Source organism: Streptomyces sp. NPDC126503 (assembly GCF_040302405.1).
Classification (GTDB): domain Bacteria; phylum Actinomycetota; class Actinomycetes; order Streptomycetales; family Streptomycetaceae; genus Streptomyces; species Streptomyces gulbargensis.
In genome coordinates this window covers 95,475-113,407 of sequence record NZ_JBEORS010000014.1, presented here as the reverse complement: position 1 = coordinate 113,407, position 17,933 = coordinate 95,475, and the positions used below count along the sequence as shown (strand labels likewise).

Annotated in this window: 15 protein-coding genes; 4 read left to right on the top strand and 11 right to left on the bottom strand. The window is 75.1% G+C overall.

Annotated features, from left to right (window positions below; translation table 11 throughout):
* Nucleotides 1–9: 9 nt before the first annotated feature.
* Both ABTY40_RS19540 and ABTY40_RS19535 read right to left on the bottom strand, forming a co-directional pair.
* A complete protein-coding gene (locus ABTY40_RS19540; protein WP_352060652.1) occupies nucleotides 10–654 on the bottom strand; it encodes a SurA N-terminal domain-containing protein in 645 nt (214 codons plus the stop codon).
* 81 nt (nucleotides 655–735) lie between these two features.
* A complete protein-coding gene (locus tag ABTY40_RS19535; protein ID WP_352060651.1) occupies nucleotides 736–1,731 on the bottom strand; it encodes a glycosyltransferase family 2 protein in 996 nt (331 codons plus the stop codon).
* A 125-nt stretch (nucleotides 1,732–1,856) separates the two neighbouring features.
* Between ABTY40_RS19535 and ABTY40_RS19530 the strand changes: the two genes are divergently transcribed.
* Complete coding sequence (locus tag ABTY40_RS19530) at nucleotides 1,857–4,274, top strand: YfhO family protein (protein WP_352060650.1); 2,418 nt, start codon at nucleotides 1,857–1,859, stop codon at nucleotides 4,272–4,274.
* A gap of 84 nt (nucleotides 4,275–4,358) precedes the next feature.
* On the opposite strand, the gene ABTY40_RS19525 is transcribed toward ABTY40_RS19530, so the two are convergent.
* From ABTY40_RS19525 to ABTY40_RS19505, 5 genes are all read right to left on the bottom strand, one after another.
* Nucleotides 4,359–4,964 carry a GNAT family N-acetyltransferase gene (locus ABTY40_RS19525; RefSeq protein ID WP_352060649.1) on the bottom strand — a complete coding sequence of 202 codons (606 nt, stop codon included), beginning with the start codon at nucleotides 4,962–4,964 and terminating at the stop codon, nucleotides 4,359–4,361.
* Between the two features lie 92 nt (nucleotides 4,965–5,056).
* Nucleotides 5,057–5,428, bottom strand: a complete 372-nt coding sequence (locus tag ABTY40_RS19520; RefSeq protein ID WP_352060648.1) for a hypothetical protein — start codon at nucleotides 5,426–5,428, stop codon at nucleotides 5,057–5,059.
* Between the two features lie 839 nt (nucleotides 5,429–6,267).
* Entirely contained in the window at nucleotides 6,268–7,866 is a 1,599-nt protein-coding gene (locus ABTY40_RS19515; RefSeq protein ID WP_352060647.1) for a serine/threonine-protein kinase, read from the bottom strand.
* Nucleotides 7,863–8,489 (bottom strand): hypothetical protein, encoded by a 627-nt coding sequence (locus ABTY40_RS19510; RefSeq protein ID WP_352060646.1) that lies wholly within the window; start codon nucleotides 8,487–8,489, stop codon nucleotides 7,863–7,865. Before ABTY40_RS19510 ends, ABTY40_RS19515 begins: the two co-directional genes overlap by 4 nt.
* Before the next feature lie 191 nt (nucleotides 8,490–8,680).
* The gene (locus ABTY40_RS19505) at nucleotides 8,681–10,759 is read right to left on the bottom strand and encodes an N-6 DNA methylase (RefSeq protein WP_352060705.1); all 2,079 of its coding nucleotides are present in this window, start codon (nucleotides 10,757–10,759) and stop codon (nucleotides 8,681–8,683) included.
* A 438-nt stretch (nucleotides 10,760–11,197) separates the two neighbouring features.
* Between ABTY40_RS19505 and ABTY40_RS19500 the strand changes: the two genes are divergently transcribed.
* Nucleotides 11,198–12,004, top strand: coding sequence for a DUF4352 domain-containing protein (locus ABTY40_RS19500; RefSeq protein ID WP_352060645.1), 807 nt, complete (start codon nucleotides 11,198–11,200; stop codon nucleotides 12,002–12,004).
* A 103-nt stretch (nucleotides 12,005–12,107) separates the two neighbouring features.
* Nucleotides 12,108–12,902 carry a hypothetical protein gene (locus tag ABTY40_RS19495; protein WP_352060644.1) on the top strand — a complete coding sequence of 265 codons (795 nt, stop codon included), beginning with the start codon at nucleotides 12,108–12,110 and terminating at the stop codon, nucleotides 12,900–12,902.
* A 43-nt stretch (nucleotides 12,903–12,945) separates the two neighbouring features.
* Here ABTY40_RS19495 and ABTY40_RS19490 read toward each other — a convergent pair whose 3' ends face one another.
* Nucleotides 12,946–13,692, bottom strand: coding sequence for an N-acetyltransferase (locus ABTY40_RS19490; RefSeq protein ID WP_352060643.1), 747 nt, complete (start codon nucleotides 13,690–13,692; stop codon nucleotides 12,946–12,948).
* A 69-nt stretch (nucleotides 13,693–13,761) separates the two neighbouring features.
* Nucleotides 13,762–14,745 (bottom strand): ArsR/SmtB family transcription factor, encoded by a 984-nt coding sequence (locus ABTY40_RS19485; protein WP_352060642.1) that lies wholly within the window; start codon nucleotides 14,743–14,745, stop codon nucleotides 13,762–13,764.
* A 55-nt stretch (nucleotides 14,746–14,800) separates the two neighbouring features.
* Here ABTY40_RS19485 and ABTY40_RS19480 point away from each other — a divergent pair, with 55 nt between their 5' ends.
* Nucleotides 14,801–16,066, top strand: coding sequence for an MFS transporter (locus tag ABTY40_RS19480; RefSeq protein ID WP_502990624.1), 1,266 nt, complete (start codon nucleotides 14,801–14,803; stop codon nucleotides 16,064–16,066).
* Here ABTY40_RS19480 and ABTY40_RS19475 read toward each other — a convergent pair.
* Nucleotides 16,051–16,833 (bottom strand): HNH endonuclease family protein, encoded by a 783-nt coding sequence (locus tag ABTY40_RS19475; protein ID WP_352060641.1) that lies wholly within the window; start codon nucleotides 16,831–16,833, stop codon nucleotides 16,051–16,053. The two genes, ABTY40_RS19480 and ABTY40_RS19475, sit on opposite strands and share 16 nt — an antisense overlap.
* A gap of 68 nt (nucleotides 16,834–16,901) precedes the next feature.
* Entirely contained in the window at nucleotides 16,902–17,741 is an 840-nt protein-coding gene (locus ABTY40_RS19470) for an SCO6745 family protein (RefSeq protein ID WP_352060703.1), read from the bottom strand.
* Nucleotides 17,742–17,933 lie beyond the last annotated feature (192 nt).

Below are 17,933 nucleotides of genomic sequence, written 5' to 3'. Positions count from 1 at the left end.
GCCTGAAAATCAGCTTCCAGCTGCGGCGGCCGGGCCCCGGTCGGCCTGGCGGAGCCAGGGCACGCGGGCCGAGTCCGCGAGGCGGACCTGGGTGTCGTCCCAGGTGCCGTAGCGGGGGTTCACGTCGATGTCGAGTTCCTTGGAGGCGGCGGAGAAGACGTCCGTCAGCTTCTTCTGGCCCTCGGGGGTGTCGGTGGCGCCCAGCTTGGCGGCGATCTTGTTCATGAGGACGTTGCGCCGGACGACCTCGTCGATCTGGCCGGGGGCGACGCCCTGCTGCTGGAGGAGCATCGCTTCGAGCCGTTCCTGCCCGCCGCTCTCGCGGACGAACGCGGCGCGGGTCTGCTGGAGCTCGGCGCGGGTGGCGGTGACGCCCTGGTCGCGGGCGACCTTGTCCACAACGCGGTCGAAGATCATGCCGTTGAGCTTCTGGCGGCCGAGGTCTCCGGTGGCCCTGAGCAGTTCGGGGCCGTTCGGGGAGGCCTCCTGCGCGGTGCGGACGTCCTTCACCTGGGCCTGGAGGCCGGCGACGTCGATCCGCTGGCCTCCGACGATCGCCGCCGCCCCTGGGTGGGCGTCGCTGCCGCAGGCGGTGAGCAGCGGGGCCGCGGCGAGGATCGCGGCGGAGACAGAGAGCGCAGTGCGGCGGTGCAAAGGAGCCTCCCGGGCTGGTCGTGCGTCATGTTGAACGACCTTGCGGTGATCGATGGTAGGGAGTCGCCGGGGCCGTAGCCACTACTTCGGAGCGACTGTTTCCCACAACGACCCACCGGTCCGCCGGGTGTCGGCCCGTCCCTCCTGTTCCTGGAGCCCCGTCTCCGTTTCGGCGACGAGGTAGTGCGGCCGCCGTTTCACCTCGTAGTAGATGCGTCCGACGTATTCGCCGATGAGGCCGACCATGACCATCTGGACGCCGGCGAGGGCGGTGACGGCGACGAGGAGGGTGACGTAGCCGGGTGTGTCGACGCCGTTGAGGAGGGCGTCGCCGACGATCCAGGCCGCGTAGGCGACGGCGAGGGAGACGAGGAGGAGTCCGAGGTAGACGGCGGCCCGGAGGGGTTTGTTGTTGAAGGAGAGCAGGCCGTCGAGCCCGTAGTTGAGGAGCTTGCCGAAGGTCCACTTGGAGCGGCCCTGCTCGCGGACGGCGTTCTCGTAGGCGAAGGTCGTGGTGCGGAAGCCGACCCAGGAGAAGAGGCCCTTGGAGAAGCGGTTGTACTCGCCGAGGCCGAGGAGGGCGTCGACGGTGCGGCGGGAGAGGAGCCGGAAGTCGCCGACTCCGTCGACGAGTTCGACGTCGACGAGCCGGTTGATCGCCCAGTAGTAGAGCCGGGCGGTGAGGGTGCGGGTCACCCGGTCGCCCTCGCGGGTGCGGCGGGCGACGACCTGGTCGTATCCCTCGGCGTGCAGGGCGACCATGCGGTGGACGAGTTCCGGCGGGTGCTGGAGGTCGGCGTCCATGATGACGACGGCGTCGCCGGTGGCGTGCCGGAGTCCGGCGAGCATGGCGGCCTCCTTGCCGAAGTTCCGGCTGAAGGAGACGTAACGGACGCGGCCGGGGTCGGCGGCGGCGAGTCGCTGGAGCAGCGCGAGGGTCCGGTCGCGGCTTCCGTCGTCCACGTAGACCAGTTCGAACTCGCCGTCCAGGCGGTCGAGTTCCTTGGTCACGTGGTCGTGGAAGCGGTCGAGGACGTCCTCCTCGTTGAAGCACGGGACGACGATCGAGAGCAGCACGCGGACCACGACAACGGAGCCCGGTGACCCGGCCGGTCCGGGCGGGTGGCGGGCAGGCGACCATTGCGTGAACGGGCTCGCGGACCGCCTGTTTCCCGCCCGTTCGCTGACATATTCGACTCGTCATGCCGAAGTCGAACATCCCCGAGTCCGCCGGCGCCCGGCCCCTCCCCCCGTCCGCGCTCGCCGCCGTCCTGGCGGTGGTGGCCGTGTGCGGCGGGGACGCGGTCGCCCGGGTCTTCCCGTTCGGGCCGCGCCGCCGGGCGGTCAACGACCTGGCGAACCAGTTCGTGCCGTTCCACGCCTACCTCTGGGACGTGCTGCACGGCCGGACGCCCGGCGGCGGCTTCCCGCTGGACTGTCGGGCGGGCTGGGGCACGAGCTTCCTGCCGGACTACGGCACTTACCTGTCGAGCCCGTTCGCGCCGCTGGTGGCGCTGTTCCCGCGCGGGGACGTCGAGTACGCGGTGTACGCGGTGACCGTGCTGAAGACGGCGGTCGCGGCGGCGGCCATGGCGTTCCTGCTGCACCGGATGTACGGGCCGGGCCTCCCCGCGCGGTGGTGGCCGGGCGTCCTGGGCGCCGCGTACGCGCTGTGCGGCTGGTCGCTCGCGGAGGGCACGTACAACCCGATGTGGCTGGACGGTCTGATCGCCTTCCCGCTGCTGTGCCTGGTGGGCGAGTGGGTACGGGAGGGGCGACGGCCGCTGCTGGGGCCGCTGACGGTCGCCGTGTGCTGGTGCGCGAACTTCTACACCGCCCACATGGCGACGCTCGGCGCGGCCCTGGTGCTGCTGGTCCGCATCGCGACGGGTCCGGCCGGGCGGGACGTGCGGGTGCCCCGCGTCCTGGTGCGGGCGGTGGTGACCACCGTGGTCGGTGCCGGTCTGGCCGCGCCGGTCCTCGTCCCCGTCTTCCTTGGCTCGCTCCACGCCCACCCGGGCGTGGAGCGGGAGTTCGTCCCGGTGGGGGGTGCGGACGTGCTGGCCCGGCTGTTCCCGGTGACGTACAGCTTCGCGACCCCTGCGGCCTTCGTGTGCACGGTGGTGCCGCTGCTGGTGGCCGCGCTCCTCTTCCGCCGGGACGTGCCGGGCCGGGAGCGGTGGCTGTGGCCGGGGCTGTGCGCGGCGGTCGTCGCCTCGACGCAGTGGGGGCCGGCGCATCTGGTCTGGCACGCGTTCGCCACCCCGAACGGCAGCCCGTACCGGCAGACGTTCGTCCTGTCCGGTGTCCTGGTGCTCGCCGCCGGGGCGGCGCTCGCCCGGGGACTGCCGGACCGGCGGGCGCTGTTCGGCGGGACGGCCGTCGTGCTCGTCCTGGCGGCGGGCGCGCTGCCGAGTGCGCTGCTGACCCGCTGGGCGCTGCTCCTCGGGCTCGCGGGCCTGGCGGCGGTGGCGGGGGCGCTGATGCTGCCCCGGCGCGGGCGGTACGGGCTGCTCGCCGCGCTGCTGGTGGCGGGCACCCTGGTGGGGCAGGCCGCCGCGACCACGGCGCACGCCGACCGGGAGCGCCTGGCCCACCTGGACGACTATCCGCCGTGGGGGCCGGAGCACGCGCGGCGGGCGGCGGCCCTGGCGGCGGCCGACGGCTGGCCCGCGTACCGCACGGACCCGGGGCTGCCCCGGGTGGCGGGCAACGATCCGCTGCTCCTGGGCGGCCAGGGTGCCGCGTACTACAGCAGTCACACCCCGGCGGTCCTGACGAGGACGCTGGCGGCGCTCGGCGGCGGCTGGACCTCGCGCGGCCGGAACCTGCTGTCGCTGGACAACCCGGTGACGGACGCCCTGTTCGGGGTGGGGGCGCGCTGGCGGGACGGCCGGGTGGTGCGTCACGGCACCTTCCTGCCGCTGGTGACGGTACGGCCGCCGGGTCCTGGTCCGGCCTACGGCCCGTTGCCGTTCCGGAACCAGGAACTCCTGCTGGGGGCCCGGGTGTACGGGGCTCCGCGCGCCGGGGCCTGCCCGGTCGGCAGCGAGGTGTTCCTGTGGGCGCCGGACGCCACGGGCACGGCCCGGCTCGGCGCCAACGCCCCGGTCCGGCTCCTCGGCGGGCAGCCGAAGCGGCGGGCGGCCCTGGTCTCGCTGGGCGTGCAGCGGGTGGCGGGCGAGCGGCCGTCCGGTCCGCGCGGCGAGCTGGGCTGCCTGGACCACGGAAGGCTGCGGGCGGCGGTGGCGGCGCTGCGCACCCGGGCGGCGGTCTCGGTGTCGCTCACCGCGCACGGCCTGCGGGCCGTCCTCCCGCCGGGCGTGGGCGGCGGCACGGCGGTCGTGGCGGCCCCGCGCATCGCGGGCTGGAGTTGTGCGGGCGCCCCGGCGCGCTCGTACGGCGGTCTGCTCGCCGTCCCGGTGACTCCCGGGCGGACGTCGGTGAGCTGTTCCTTCCGGCCTCCGGGCCTGCGGGCGGGCCTGGCGGCCGGAGCGGCGGCGCTGGTGACGCTCCTGGCCCTGCGGGCGGGCGCCCGTACGCGCGCGCGTGCCCGGGCCCGGTCAGGGTCCGCAGGGGGAAGGGGCCCGGCAGCGACGGGCGGCGGCGCGGGTGCCTGAGGTCGTTCCCCGCCGGGGCGGCCGGCGACGCCCCGGTGGAGGGGTCCGCCTCACGGGAGGCGGCACCCGGTCGGTGGGACCGGCTCAGACGCGGGGCGCGCGGCGCATCGCCCACAGGGTCGGGCCGCCGCCCGGCAGGGCGTCCTCGCCGAGGACCTCGAAGCCGAAGTGCTGGTAGAAGGGCAGGTTGTCGGGCTTGGAGGACTCCAGGTACACGGGCATGCCCGCCGCGTCGGCCCGGGCGAGGCCGGAGCGCAGCAGCGCGGCCCCGTGCCCCTGACCACGGGCGGCCGGGTCGGCGCCGACGACGGCCAGGTACCAGTGCGGCTCCTTCGGCCCGTGCTCGACCGCCGCCTCGACGGCCGCGCGGAACAGCGGGGCCCGGTCGCCCAGGATGTCGGTCAGTTCGGCCACGGTCTCCGCGTCCGGCACGGCCTTGTCCTGACCCTCCGGGGCCACCCAGAAGGCGGCGGCGGACTCCGTGCGCTCGCACACGCCGTGCCGGAGGTACTGCCGGGTGAACAGGGTGGTGAAGTAGCGGCGCAGGCCCGCCTCGCGGGTGGTCTCCCCGGGGAAGAACCAGCGCATCATCGGGTCGTCGTCGAAGGCGTCCGCGAGGATGCGGCTGATCAGGTCCGCGTCGTCGATCGTTGCCGGTTTCGGCGTGTTCGTCGGGGTCATACGGCTCATTCTTCACCCCTTGACGATCTTGAAAGGACGGGGGGCGCCCGCCTCCGCGCCTCCTGCGCGCCCTAGGCTGACCCTTTGCGCGCCGCCCCTCCTCAGGCCGCCCGCTGCCTCGCGTCGGCGACGCAGCGGGGGCATGTGCCCGGTTCCCTGGCGCGGAAGACGCGTTCGCAGGAGTCGCAGTCCTGAAAGGGTTCGGGGCGCGGGACCTCCCGGCGCGCGGCCGGGAGCGGGGGCGGCAGCAGGGTTTCCAGGCGGTGGGCGAGGAGGCCCGCCGGGTGCTTCAGCCGGTCCGGCAGGGTGGCCGTGAGGGTGCGGGTGACCGCGTCCGGGGTGGCGCCCCGGGCGAGCCAGGTGTCCACGGCCGGGGCGAGGCGGTGCACGTCCCGGGCGGAGAGCAGCAGCCGGGGGTCCTCGTGCCGCAGGCCGAGGAGGAGGTCCGCGGCCGGTCCCTCGGGGAGCGGCACCGGCTCCGTGAGCGTCCTGACCCGCGCGGGCCGCCCGGAGGGGTGCGCAGGGTGACGGGCGCGGGGGCCGCCGGCTCCCCGGCGCGGTCACACCCGCATCCCGGGGCCGGATCCGGCTCGGGGTCCGGCTCGGGGTCCGGCTCCGGCTGAGGGGGGCGTACGGCGGCGGGCTGGTTGTAGAAGGTCGTACGGGTCACCAGGCGGCCGTCGGGACGCCGTTCCCGGACCCGGGTCAGGTAGCCGCACCGCTCCAGCGCGCGCAGGGCGGCGGCGATGCGGATCGCGCCCTCCTCGAAGCGCTCGCTGAGGATCTTGACGCCGATGCGGGTGCCCGCCGGGAGCGACTGGATGTGGACGGCGAGGCCGATCGCGGTCAGCGAGAGCTCCTCGTGCTGGGCGAGGTGGTTGCCGACGACCACGTACTCCCGCGTGTGGGGGACGATGACGTGGATGACGCCCCCGCAGAAAGCGGGCGCGCTAAGGTGCTGGGTATCCATCGGGAAGGCGTTCACTTCCTCGTTGGTCAGGCCCTCGATCGGGATGCCAGTCCCGGCCGGGGGCCGAACTTTTTCAGTTGGGTCGCCGCGAGCATATGCCAGGCAACCACCGTGAAATCCAGCTCCGTTGGAAGAGTTCCCTCGTCCGGGTGACAGCGGCTCAGGTGTCGCCGCGCGGGGAGGCTGGAGGGGTGGGTGGGTACTTTCCCCGGTACTTGGGAGATGTCCCGCGACCCCGGGTCACGGGATCGCGGGACCCGGTCGGCTCCCCCTCGGGATCCGGTGCGGGACGGGCGCGGCGGATGCGGCCGAGGGGGTGGAACGGTTCGTTCCGGTACGGGGTCAGAACCGCTGCCCGACGCGGCCCTGATGCTCCAGGACCCGCCGGATTTCGGACACGAGCGGGTGGTACGGGCCGTAGGCGCGCTCCGCGTCGAGGAGCAGCCGGTGCAGCTGCGCCTGGCCCGAGGAGTGGTCGCCCGTCGCCACGAGCAGCAGGCCGACGCGGCGGCGGATGTCGAAGGCCCGGCCGGGGTCCGGATCCTGCTCGTAGTAGGGCAGGACCGCGCGGTACTCGGCCAGCGCCGCCGCCGTCTCCCCGATCTGCTCCAGGCACAGCGCGGCGTCGTACCGGAACTGCAGCGTCTGCGCGTCCGCCGGACCCGCCTCCGCGTCCCGGTCCTCCGCGAGCCGGCGCAGCTCCGGGAGCGCCCGGCGGTACTGGCCGTCGTCCATCAGCGTGGAGGCGTACTGCTTGCGCAGGATGCGGACGACGGGGGACCGCTCGCCGTGCTCGGCCGACGCGGCGGGCAGGATGCCGCCGAGGACGTCCACGGCCTGCGTCAGCGCCCCCTCCCCCAGGAGCCGCTTGACCTCCTCCACGGCCGCCGCCACATCGGGCCGCGCCGGGCCGGGCACCGGCGTGGAGCCGTACGTCCGCGGGTCGGCGCGCGGATCCGTACGGGGGCCCGCGGAGACGGCCGGGGGCACGGGGGGCGGGGCGGGCACGGCCGGTGCCGGGGGCGCGGCCGGGCGGTCCGGCCAGGGGGCGTGCGGGCGCAGGAACGGCCGCGTCGGGTCCATCGGGCCCGCCGGGGCCCCGCGCGCGGGCAGCAGCGGCAGCAGGTGCTCGTACACCTCGTGCGCGCCGGACGGCCGGTGCCGCGGATCCTTCGCAAGGAGCCGCAGCACGAGCGCCTCCAGGGCCTCCGGGACCTCGGGGCGCGTCCGCCGGACCGGGACCGGGGGCTCGTACAGGTGCCGGTGGAGCACACCGAGGGCCGTCGAACCCGCGAACGGCACGTTGCCGCTCAGCAGTTCGTGGAGGAGGACACCCAGCGCGTACAGGTCGGTGGAGGGTCCCACGGCGCCGCCCATGGCCTGCTCGGGGGCCATGTAGGCGGGGCTGCCGATGGGGGAACCGGTGTGCGTGAGGCGGGTGGTGTCGGTGTCGAGAACGGAGGCGACGCCGAGGTCCAGGACGACGACCGAGCCGTCGGGACGGACCATCACGTTCCGCGGCTTGAGGTCGCGGTGCACGATCGGCACCGCGTGCACGGCGGCCAGCACCGCGCACAGCTGGGCGGCGACACTGACCGCCCACTGCCACGGGTACGGGTCGTGCTCGGCGAGGTGGTCGGCGAGGTCCGCGCCTTCCACGTACTGCATGACGAGGTACAGGTCCTCGCCGTCGCTGCCGGCGTCGTGGACCGTCACCAGGCCCGGATGGGCGACGCGGGCGGTGACCCGGCACTCGCGCACGAAACGGCGCCGCATCTCGTCGGCGGCGGTGGCGGGGCCGGTGATGGCGGCGGGGCGGAGCAGCTTGACCGCGACCCGGCGGTCGAGCCGGCCGTCGTACGCGGTCCACACCTGGCCCATGCCGCCCTGGCCGATGACGGTGGCGAGCTCGTAGCGCCCGCCGATGACACGGCCGTTCATCGGCGGCCCTCACCGTCACCGGGGTCTCGGGGGTCCTTGCGCAGGAGGTCGCTCAGCTCGTCCAGCTCGGCCCGCACCTGCTCGATCCGCGCCCCGCCGACCACCGGCGGCGGGCCGACGGACCCATCGGACGGGAGGGAAGTGACCGGCGGTGCGGGGGTGACGGACGGGGTGGAGGTGTACGGGTTGGGGGCGGTGACCGGGCTCGGCACCGTGACCGCGTGCGGGGCCGCGCCCCCGGTCCAGTCGCGGGCTCCGGCTCCGTACGGCGGGGTGCCGGAGGCGGCCCGGTCGAAGTGCCGGATCTCCCCCACCACGTAGTACGCGACCGACCCGGCGGCCAGCGTGACGATGAGACCGACGCCGAGGACCGCCTCCAGGTCGGTGGACTCCTCGCCGGTGACGCCCATGAAGACGAAGAGTCCCGCCGCCACGGCCAGCGTCAGCCCGAACAGCACCCAGTCCAGCTTCCTGCGGGTGAGGACCGCGAGCCGCAGCAGCGGCGCCCACGCCAGGAAACCGCAGCTCAGCAGCGGAAGCGCGATGAAGAGGACCCGCAGCGCGACGAGGCCGCCGGAGGCGGGGCCCTTCGGCGACGGGGGCGGCTGCGGGGGGCCGTACATGGGGCGCGCTCCTGCTCGGACGGACGGATGCGGAGACGAGCGTATACACGACGGCCGACAACGGTTCCGCCTTGTGCGGAACCGTTGTCGAACAGATCACCCGGTGTGGCTCCGGCGAGGTCGCCCGCCACCCGGTTCCGGCCGAGGGGGCCCGCCGGAAGGGTGCGGGTCCCGGCCCGCCCGCCCCCGCCCTACGGCCTCACCGTGCCGTTCGCCAGGCCGTCGTGGAGGCCCTGGACGAGCTGTTCGCCGAGGCGGGCGGTGAGGCGGAGGGACTCCTCGAAGTCGGCGAGGGCGCGGAAGCGGGCGCCGTAGGTGCGCTGTTCGCGCAGGGGGAGCCTCGGGAGCTGGAGGCGGCGGACGTCGAGGCGGGTGGCGGTGGAGGCGTAACTGCTGGCCTGGCGGGTGTTGGCGGTGGCCCGGAGGAAACCGGCGAGGAACCAGGGGTCGAGCGTCGCCGGATCGGGGCGCAGGAGCTGGAGGTTGCGGCCGAGGGCGGCGCCGGCCGTGGCCGCGTCGACGACCCGTACGGCCGAGCCGCCGCCGAGGACCGGGACGACGACGTCACCGGCGGCGAGCAGAACCGGTTCCTCCGGCGGGCCGTCCGGCAGGGTGCCGGACGGAAGCTGGGCGGCGAGGACGTCGTGGTCGGTGAGGACGGCGACGGGGGTGCCGGCGCGGGCGGTGCCCGCCCCGCCCGGGCGCAGGGTGAGCGCGCCGGCCCGGGCGAGTTCGCCCACGGTCGTCGTGGGCCAGCGGACCGGCCCGCCGGAACCGGCCGGCGCCGGTCCGTCCACGGGCGGCGGGGTCAGTTCCCGGGTGCGGCGCAGGGTCTCGGTCAGCCGCTCGCGCACCCCGGCGAGCTGGTCCGCGTCCTCGGCGGCGGCCGGTGGCGGGAGGTGCCGGGCCGGGGCGAGGTCCACGTCGTCGTCCAGCAGCTCGATGACGGGCACGGAGCGGGCGGCGCCGGGGGTGCAGGTGACCGTCCCGTCCCGGTCGAAGGGCGTCCAGGCGTCGAGGACGGCGGTGTGGACGGTCTGCCAGTCGAGCCGGTCCCGGCCGTCCCTGCCGTCCCTGCCGCCCGCCGTGGCGTGCTCGGACGCCGCGTCCACCAGGAGGAGTTCGGCCGGGGGCCGCCCGCCGGGGACGGGTTTGCGGAGCACCCAGAGGTGGAGCGGTACGCCGTACGGGGGCGCGGCACCGGCCGGGAGGGCGACGACGGCCCGCAGGGCGCCGCGCCGCAGCAGGTCGGCGCGGATGCGGCGGCCGGAGCGGCGGGAGGCGGCGGCGGGAGGCATGAGGAGGACGGCGGTGCCACCGGGCCGCAGCCGGGCCAGGGCGTGCTGGACCCAGGCGAGTTCGGACTCCGTACGGGCCGGGAAGCCGTACTCCCAGCGCGGATCGTAGGCGAGTTCGTCGTGGCCCCAGTTGCGCTCGTTGAACGGCGGGTGGCAGAGGACGGCGTCGGCGGTGAGGGCGGGGAAGGCGTCGGCGCGCAGGCTGTCGCCGCCGCGCACGCGGATGTCGGCGTCGGTGGAGAGGGCCAGCCGGAGCGCGGTGAGGGCGGCGAGGTCGCGGTCGGCGTCCTGGCCGTGGAGGGCCGCGGGGCGCTCGACCGCCCGCAGCAGACCGCCCGTGCCGGAGGCCGGGTCCAGGACGGTGGGGCGGGCGGTCCCGTGGGCCTGGGGGCCGGTGGGCACGGCGAGCTCGGCCATGAGGGCGGCCGGGCCGGGCGGGGTCAGGGTGTACTGGCGGGGGTTGGCGTCCAGGTGGCGGCCGAGCAGGAACTCGAAGGCCTGCCGGGCGCCGGTCTCGGCGGCCAGTTCGGCGGCGCCCCTGAGGAGGGGGACGGACGGGGCGAGTTCCACGGGCGCGGGGGTGCGGACGGCCCGCACGGGGCCGAGCCGCGCCGTGAGCGTCTCCTCCAGGGCGAAGGGCAGGGCGTCGGCGAACCGGCCGTCGGGGAGGGCGGCCAGCGTGGACCAGGCGGCCGACCTGTCCCGTACGAGCAGGAGCCCGCAGCCGGCGTGGACGAGGGCGGCGACGGCTCCGGCGGGGTGGCCCGCGATCTGCTGCCAGACACGCTCCCGGAGCGGGACCTCGGCCAGTTTTCCCTGGTCACGAAGCCACTGTTCGACCTCGGCGAGGGCGAAGGAGGGGCTGGTCTCGGTGCCGCCGACGGGCTTGGGGAAGTCGGCGTGGCGCCGCCGCCAGTTGCTCACGGCCGCGCGGCCGACCCCGGCGAGCCGGGCGATCCCGGCGGCCGTCACCTCGGTCGTACCGGCGCCGGACGGGGCGGTGGCCGGTGCCGGGTCCGGCACCGACGAGCCGGTCGTGGGCGGGTGCGTCCCGGCCGGGCTCGGCTCCGCCGCACCGGTCGTGGCCGGGCTCGTTTCCGTCGCGCCGGGTGTCGCCGGGTGCGTCCCGGCCGCGCTCGCCTCCGCCACGCCGGGTGTTGCCGGGCTCGCTTCCGCCGTACCCGGTTCGGCCGCGCTGTCCGGCTCCTGACGCATGCTGGCGCTCCCCTGGCTCGTCCCTGACCTCTGACTCGTCCTCGTGTGTCGCCGATCTTACTGCGGAAGGCCGCTCGCACCCCTTCACAGCGTGAGCAAGGTTGTTTTTCGTGAACCGTGTTGACTCGGTTCACAAGCTCTGCTGTGATTGATCCATCGCGTCAGGCATCTCCAAGGTCCGGGAGGACACCACCCATGTCGTACGACACGCAGGTCCCGCCGTCCCCGCAGGCCGTCATGCGCAACGGCCTCGGCACCGCGGCGCTGATCCTCGGCATCATCGGCACCCTCGCCGGACTGATCCCGCTCCTCTTCTGGCTGGCCGGCATCCTCGGCCTGATCGCCCTGATCCTGGGCCTCGTCGGAAAGGGCCGGGTCAAGCGCCGGGAGGCCAACAACAAGGGGGTGGCGCTCACCGGCGCGCTCCTGGGCCTCGCGGCCCTGATCCTGTCGGTGGTCGGCGCGGTCATCACCTTCACGGCCGTCAGCGACGCGGTGAAGGAGATCGACAAGGCCGTGAAGGACGCCGCGCCGCAGGACCCGTCCCCGCAGAGCTCCGCCTCCGGCGGCAAGGGCGGGGCGAGCGCCGCTCCCGACGCCGGCAAGGGCGGCGGCCTCGCGGCCGGTGACACCTCCGTCTACGACGACGACCTGAAGGTCACCGTCTCGGACCCGAAGCCGTACACGCCGGGCGAGTTCGCGGTCGGCCACACCAAGGGCAACAAGGCCTACCAGTTCACCGTCGTGATCGAGAACGGCGGCAAGGAGAAGTTCGACGCCGTGGCCGTCACCCTGGACGCCCGGGCCGGCAAGGACGGCGTGACCGCCGAGCAGATCTACGACGGCAAGGTCGGCGAGGGCTTCAGCGGCACGATCCTGCCCGGCAAGAAGGCGACCGTCACCTACGCCTTCGACGCCCCGGCGACGGCCAAGAACCTCACCGTCGAGGTCAGCCCCGGCTTCGACTACAACGCGGCGCAGTGGGAACTGAAGGTCGGCTGACCCCAGCCACCGGAAGGACCGGGGCCCTCACGGGCCCCTCTTCCCGTCCCCCTCCCCCGCACCACCCGGCAGCACCGCACACCGCACCACCCCGGAGACCCCCATGCGCGCCCCCCGCCGCCCCCGCCCCGTCCGTACGGCCTTCGCCGGCGCTCTGTGCGCCGCCCTCGCGGCGGGCGCCGCCGCCTGCGGGCCGTCCTCCACCACAGGGACCGCCACCACGGGGACCGGTGCGGGCACGACCTCCCCGGCCACCCCGGCGGGCCCCTTCGGGGACCTGACCGGCGCCCTGATCGCCGACAAGGCCATGGCGGCCACCCGGGACGCCAGGTCGCTGACCATGGACATCTCCCTGACGACCGCCGACGGCCCGATCAAGGCCTACGTCTCCGCCGACACCGCCGGGAAGTGCTCCGGCACGATGACGGTGGGTACGGCCGGCACCGCGGAGCTGATCAAGCCGGACGCCACCACGGCGTACATCCGCTTCGACGAGGCCTTCCTGCGGGAGGAGTCGAAGGGCGAGTCCCCCGAGGTGCAGGCGGCCGTGCTGAAGGAACTCAAGGGCCGCTGGACGAAGATGGCCGTGAGCGACCCGGACGCCCGGGACATGGTGGAACTCTGCGACCTGAAGCGGCTGCTGTCCACCTTCGAGGGCGGCAGCGGCGCCGTGAAGGGCCGGGAGACGACGGTCGGCGGGCGGAAGGCGCTGACCCTCACGGAGAAGGACGGCGCCGAGACGTACACCCTCCACGTCGCCACCGAGGGCACCCCGCACCTGCTGCGGATCGCCACCACCGGGGGCGAGGAGCCCATGACCGTCACCTTCTCCGGTCACGGCAAGCCCGTCACCGCGCGGGTGCCCGCCGCGAAGGACGTGGTCGACCCCGCCGGGTGACGGCCGCGCGGGCCCGGCGGGCGGGCGGCCGGCCGCCGGGTGGTCACAGCCGGTGGCGCACCCACACGTTGGGCTCGACGTAGACCGCGTAGCCGCGTGAGGCGTCGCAGTGGACCGGGACCAGCGCACCCGGCACCTCGACCGGGCCGTCCGCGTCGAACGGCAGGCCCGTCCAGGCGCGCCACTGGCCGAGCGAGCCGGAGACCGTCATCGAGGCCGGGGCGACCGCCTCGATCGTGCCGCCCGCGCGGACGTGGACGCGCAGCCACGGGTCGTGCGGAAGACCGTCGGACGCGCGGGTCCGGAAGGCGTACTCGTGGATGGAGGCCCCGGCCTCCCGGTGCTTGCCGTTCGGGCGGACGGGGGCGACGAGTTCCTTGAAGCCGAGCCCGGCGGCGTTCTCGCGCAGAGCGGCCAGCATCCGGTGCGAGATGCCCCGGCCGAGCGCCGAGGTGTCGACGGTGATCTCGATCGCGCTCACGGTGTCGGCCTCCCGCCCGTGCCGCAGATCGGAGAACGCCCACGTCAGGACCTCGTCCCAGCCCCGGTCCGGCAGTTCGCGGCGGCCGTCGGCGTCGAGCCGGAAGGGAACGCTGAAGCCCCGGGCGACGACCTTGCCCTCCGCGTCGGTCGCGACGAGCACGTACTGCGGCAGTTCGCGCGCGATGCGCCCCATGTTCGCCCAGCCGACCGGGTCGTAGAGCATGAACTCGGGCCACAGATCCTTCATGGACCACATCGGCCCTTCGAGTTCCGGGCGTTCGGCGAGGGTCGTGATGCGGAGGTCCATGCGGGCAGGCTAGTGATCATGCCCACCCCCGCCCAAACGTTTTTCCTGCCGGGCCCCGGGCCCCGCCCCTCACCGCGCCGCGCCCGCCACCAGGTGGTCCCCGAGGCGGCTGCGCCGGTACAGGACATGGCGCCCGTCCCGCGCCCGGGTGACCAGCCCCGTCGCGTACAGGACGCGCAGATGCTGGGAGACGGCGCTCGGCGTCACCCGCAGCCGGCGCGCCAGTTCCACCGTGGGCAGCGGTTCCTCCAGCAGACGCAGGAGTCCCGCCCGGGGCGCGCCGAGCAGGGAGGCGAGCGCGGTGGCGTCCGGGGAGGGGGCCTGGTCCCACAGGGTCGCCACGCCCCGGCTGGGATAGACGAGGCTCGGCGGTTCGTCGCGGCTGACGGGCGGCGCGGGCTGGTGGACGAAGACCGACGGCAGGAGCAGCAGTCCCCGGCCGGCGGCCACCACGCGGTGACTGCTGATCATGTTGCCGATGAACAGCTCGCCGTCGTGCCAGCGCAGGTGCGGGTGCATGTCCGCGAACAGCAGCCGGGCGCCGCCGAGGGCGAGCTGCCGGGCGCGGTAGGTCATGTCGGCCTCCAGCACCAGGCGCATCCGTGGCCACATCGGTGCGACGGCGGTCTTCCAGTACCGCCGCAGGACCTCGCAGACGGCCTCCCGCAACTCCACGACACCCTCGTCGCCGCCCGCAGCCGCGCGCAGCGGCGCCGGGAGCGGGTCCGGCGCGTGGGCGAGCAGCAGATCGCGGCGGACCTGGGCGGGGTGGGTGCGGCGGACGACGGCGAGTTCCTCCTCGAAGGAGGGGGCGAAGCCGGTGGGGTTGGGGGTGAGGAAGTCGGGCAGGGTACGCCGCCGGGCGACGAGCGCCATGAGGAGGCCCGTGTCGAGGCCGCCCAGCTCACCGATCACCGACCGGCGCCAGGGCAGGTGCAGCGCGGAGAGCCCCGGATCCTGGAGCACCCGGAGGCTGAGCAGGGTCTCGTGCAGCGGGGAGAGCGCGAAGCGGGTGTCCGCGAGGTCCTCGACGCCGAGCACGAAGCTGATCATTAAGCCATACGCTACATCGATTGGCGCCGGGGCTCCGATGCCGTGGACTTCGCCCATGACACCACGAACGCGCGGGGGGCGTACGGCACCGGCGGGCGGGGCGGGGGCCACACCGGCGGCCGGGACCCCGCTGGGCCGCCGACTGACCCTGCTCTTGGCTCTGACCTGCGCGTTCGCCGTGGGCAACCTCTACTTTCCGCAGGCGCTCACGCCCCTCGTCGCCGCCGACCTCGGCGTCTCCGCCGACACCGCCTCGGCCACCGTGACCGCCACCCAGGCGGGTTACACGGCGGGCATGTTCCTGCTGGTGCCGCTCGGCGACCGGCTCGCGTACCGCCCCTTCCTCGTCGTCCTGCTCGTCCTGACCGGCGGGGGCCTGCTCGCCGCGGGCTGCGCCCCCACGCTGCCGCTCCTCGTCGCCGCGAGCGCCCTCGTCGGGTTCACCACGGTCGCGGCGCAGGTGATCGGTCCCATGGCGGCCGGTCTCGTCCCCGCCGACCGCCGGGGCGCGGTGCTCGGCACGCTGCTGAGCGGTTCCATCGGCGGCATGCTGCTGGCCCGCGCCTTCGGCGGCACCCTCGGCGAAGCCGCCGGCTGGCGGGCCCCCTATCTGGTGGCCGCCGCCCTCGTCCTGGCCCTGGCCCTCGTCCTGGCCCGCGCGCTGCGCACCACCGCCCCGGCGCCCCCGGGCGCGGCGGACCGGTCCTACCCGTCACTCCTGGCCGAGGCGCTGCGGCTGCTGCGCGCCGAACCGGACCTGCGGCGCTCCGCACTCCAGCAGGCGGCGGTCTTCGGCGGCTTCTCGGCGGTCTGGACGTGCCTGGCGCTCCTGCTCACCGGCCCCGCCTACGGCCTGGGCGCCCCGGCCGTGGGGCTGCTCGCCCTCGTCGGCGGCGCCACCATGCTGTGCACCCCGTTCGCCGGCCGCCTGGTGGACCGCCACGGCGCGGACCCGGTGAACCGCGTCTGCGCGCTGGGCGTCCTCCTCGCCGCCGCGGTCCTGGCCGCCGGTGTCCTGGGGGGCGCGCCGGGCCTGATCGCCCTGTTCGCCGGCACCCTGCTGCTCGACATCGCCCTCCAGGCGGGCAGCGTCGCCAACCAGGCCCGCGTCTACGCCCTGCGCGACGACGCCCGCAGCCGCCTCAACACCGCCTACATGTCCTGCGCCTACCTGGGCGGCACCCTGGGCTCCTGGCTCGGCACCCGCGCCTACGCCCTGACCGGCTGGTGGGGCGTCTGCGCCCTCGTCTCCCTCCTCGCCCTGCTCCCGCTCGCCCTCACCCGGGGCCGCGCGGTGCCGGTCCGTCAGCCGCCGCACTGACGGGCCATCGCCCGCTTGTCGGGCTCGGTGACCGGCAGTTCGTACGCGAGGGCGACCTGCGCGAAGCGGACCGCGTAGGCGCACCGGACGCTTTTGTCGGGCGGGAGCCAGGACGCCGGGCCGGAGTCGCCCTTGGCCGCGTTGGCCCGGCCCTCGACCGGCAGCAGGTTGAGCGTGTCGTTCGCGAACCGCCGGCGCTTGCTCTCCGGCCAGCGCGAGGCGCCCATCTGCCAGCTGTACGAGAGCGGGACGACGTGGTCTATCTGCACCTCGGCGGCCTTCTGCTTGCGCCAGGCGAGGGTGCGTCCGGTGTACGGGTCGTCCAGGGTCATGGCGACGACCACGCAGTCGGATCCGTCGCGGAAGCGGAGGTCGCGGCCGTCGCGGCGCAGGAGGTCGTTGCGGGTGTCGCAGCCGTTCCGGGCGAAGGGCACCCCGTCGGCGGTGTCCGCCCACGCCCGGCCGAACTTCTCCCGTTCGTACCCCGTCTTCGGCCCCCGGCCCTTCGTGCCCAGCCGCCCGATGACCCCGAGCGCCGCCGCCCGGTCGGCCTCCGCCGTCAGGGGCGCGAGGCCCGGCCGCGTACCGTCGGGGTTCACCAGCGGACTGACGGCCCGCCCGCCCGGCGCCCCGGGACGCGTGGGCGCACCCCCGCCTTCACCCCCCTGACACCCCGAAACCAGGAGCGCGGCGGCCACCAGCCCGACCGCCGCGGATGTCCGCCGACGTATGCCCGGATGCCTGCGTGTCTTCCGAGAGGTGCGCATCCGGCGATCCTAGGCGGGGACCGGTACGTCCCCCTAGAACGTGTCCCGGTGCGAGAGCCCCGAGGCTCTCAGGTCCTGCCGATGCCCAGGGTGTTCTCGGCGGGCAGCAGGCCGGAACCGAGCGCCGCGAGCCAGGGGTCGCCGAGCAGGTCGGCGAGCCTGTCCACGGCCCCGGGACCGAGCGCGACCCACGGGGCGGCGGCCAGTTCGTCCGTACGTCGCTCGACCTCGGCCCGCAGGGCGCGGCCCTCGGCGGTGGCGGCGCCGTCGGCGTCGACCAGTCCGCGTGCGGCCAGGCGGTCCCGCGCGGCGGACCACTCGGCGTCGCTCCAGCCCCGGCTCGCGAAGAAGGGTACGGGCGCGGCGTCGACGGCGGCGAAGGAGACGAGGGATTCCACCGGGTCGAGCCCGGCGGCGAGCAGCGCGGCCACATGGCCGTCACCGCGGTGCTCGCGCAGGATCGTCGCCGCCTGCCAGAGGATCAGGTGCGGGGCGTCGGGCCAGTCCAGTTCCGCGTTGGCCGCGGCGAGCGGGCGGCCCGCGGGGCCGGCCGCCCCGGCGGCGCGGCGGGCGAGCGCGGCGGCTTCGGCGAGGCCGGGGTCCCGCAGGCCCTCCTCGCCGAGGACCGCACCGTAGGTGCGGTCGACGGCCCGCAGGCGGGCGGCGAGGACGTCGGCGGGGTCGGCGGTCCCCCAGACCGCCGGGACGTGCCGGGCCACCGCCGCCGGGCTGAAGCTGTAGAAGGCGGAGGCCACCCGGGCGGGTCCGGCCGGGCCGAGCGGGGCGGCGCGCCAGGCGAAGTAGGAGGGCCGGCGCTCGGTGGTGTCGTACCCGAGGCGGGCGGCCTCGTCGAAGGCCTCGGGGGCGTAGTAGAGGAGGGCGTGGAGGGGTTCGAGCAGATGCCACATCTGCCGTACGCGCCCGGGCCCCACCCCGGCCGGGCCCGTACCGTCCCCGGCGCCCTCCCGGCTCACGGTGTCGTCGCTGCTGCGGCTCATGGCACTCACGGCTCCTCCCCCACGAGGGAACTTGTCATTGACTAGATTTCCCAGAGTGAGCTCCCGGCCCTAACTTGTCAATGGCTAGATCAGGGCTAGGCT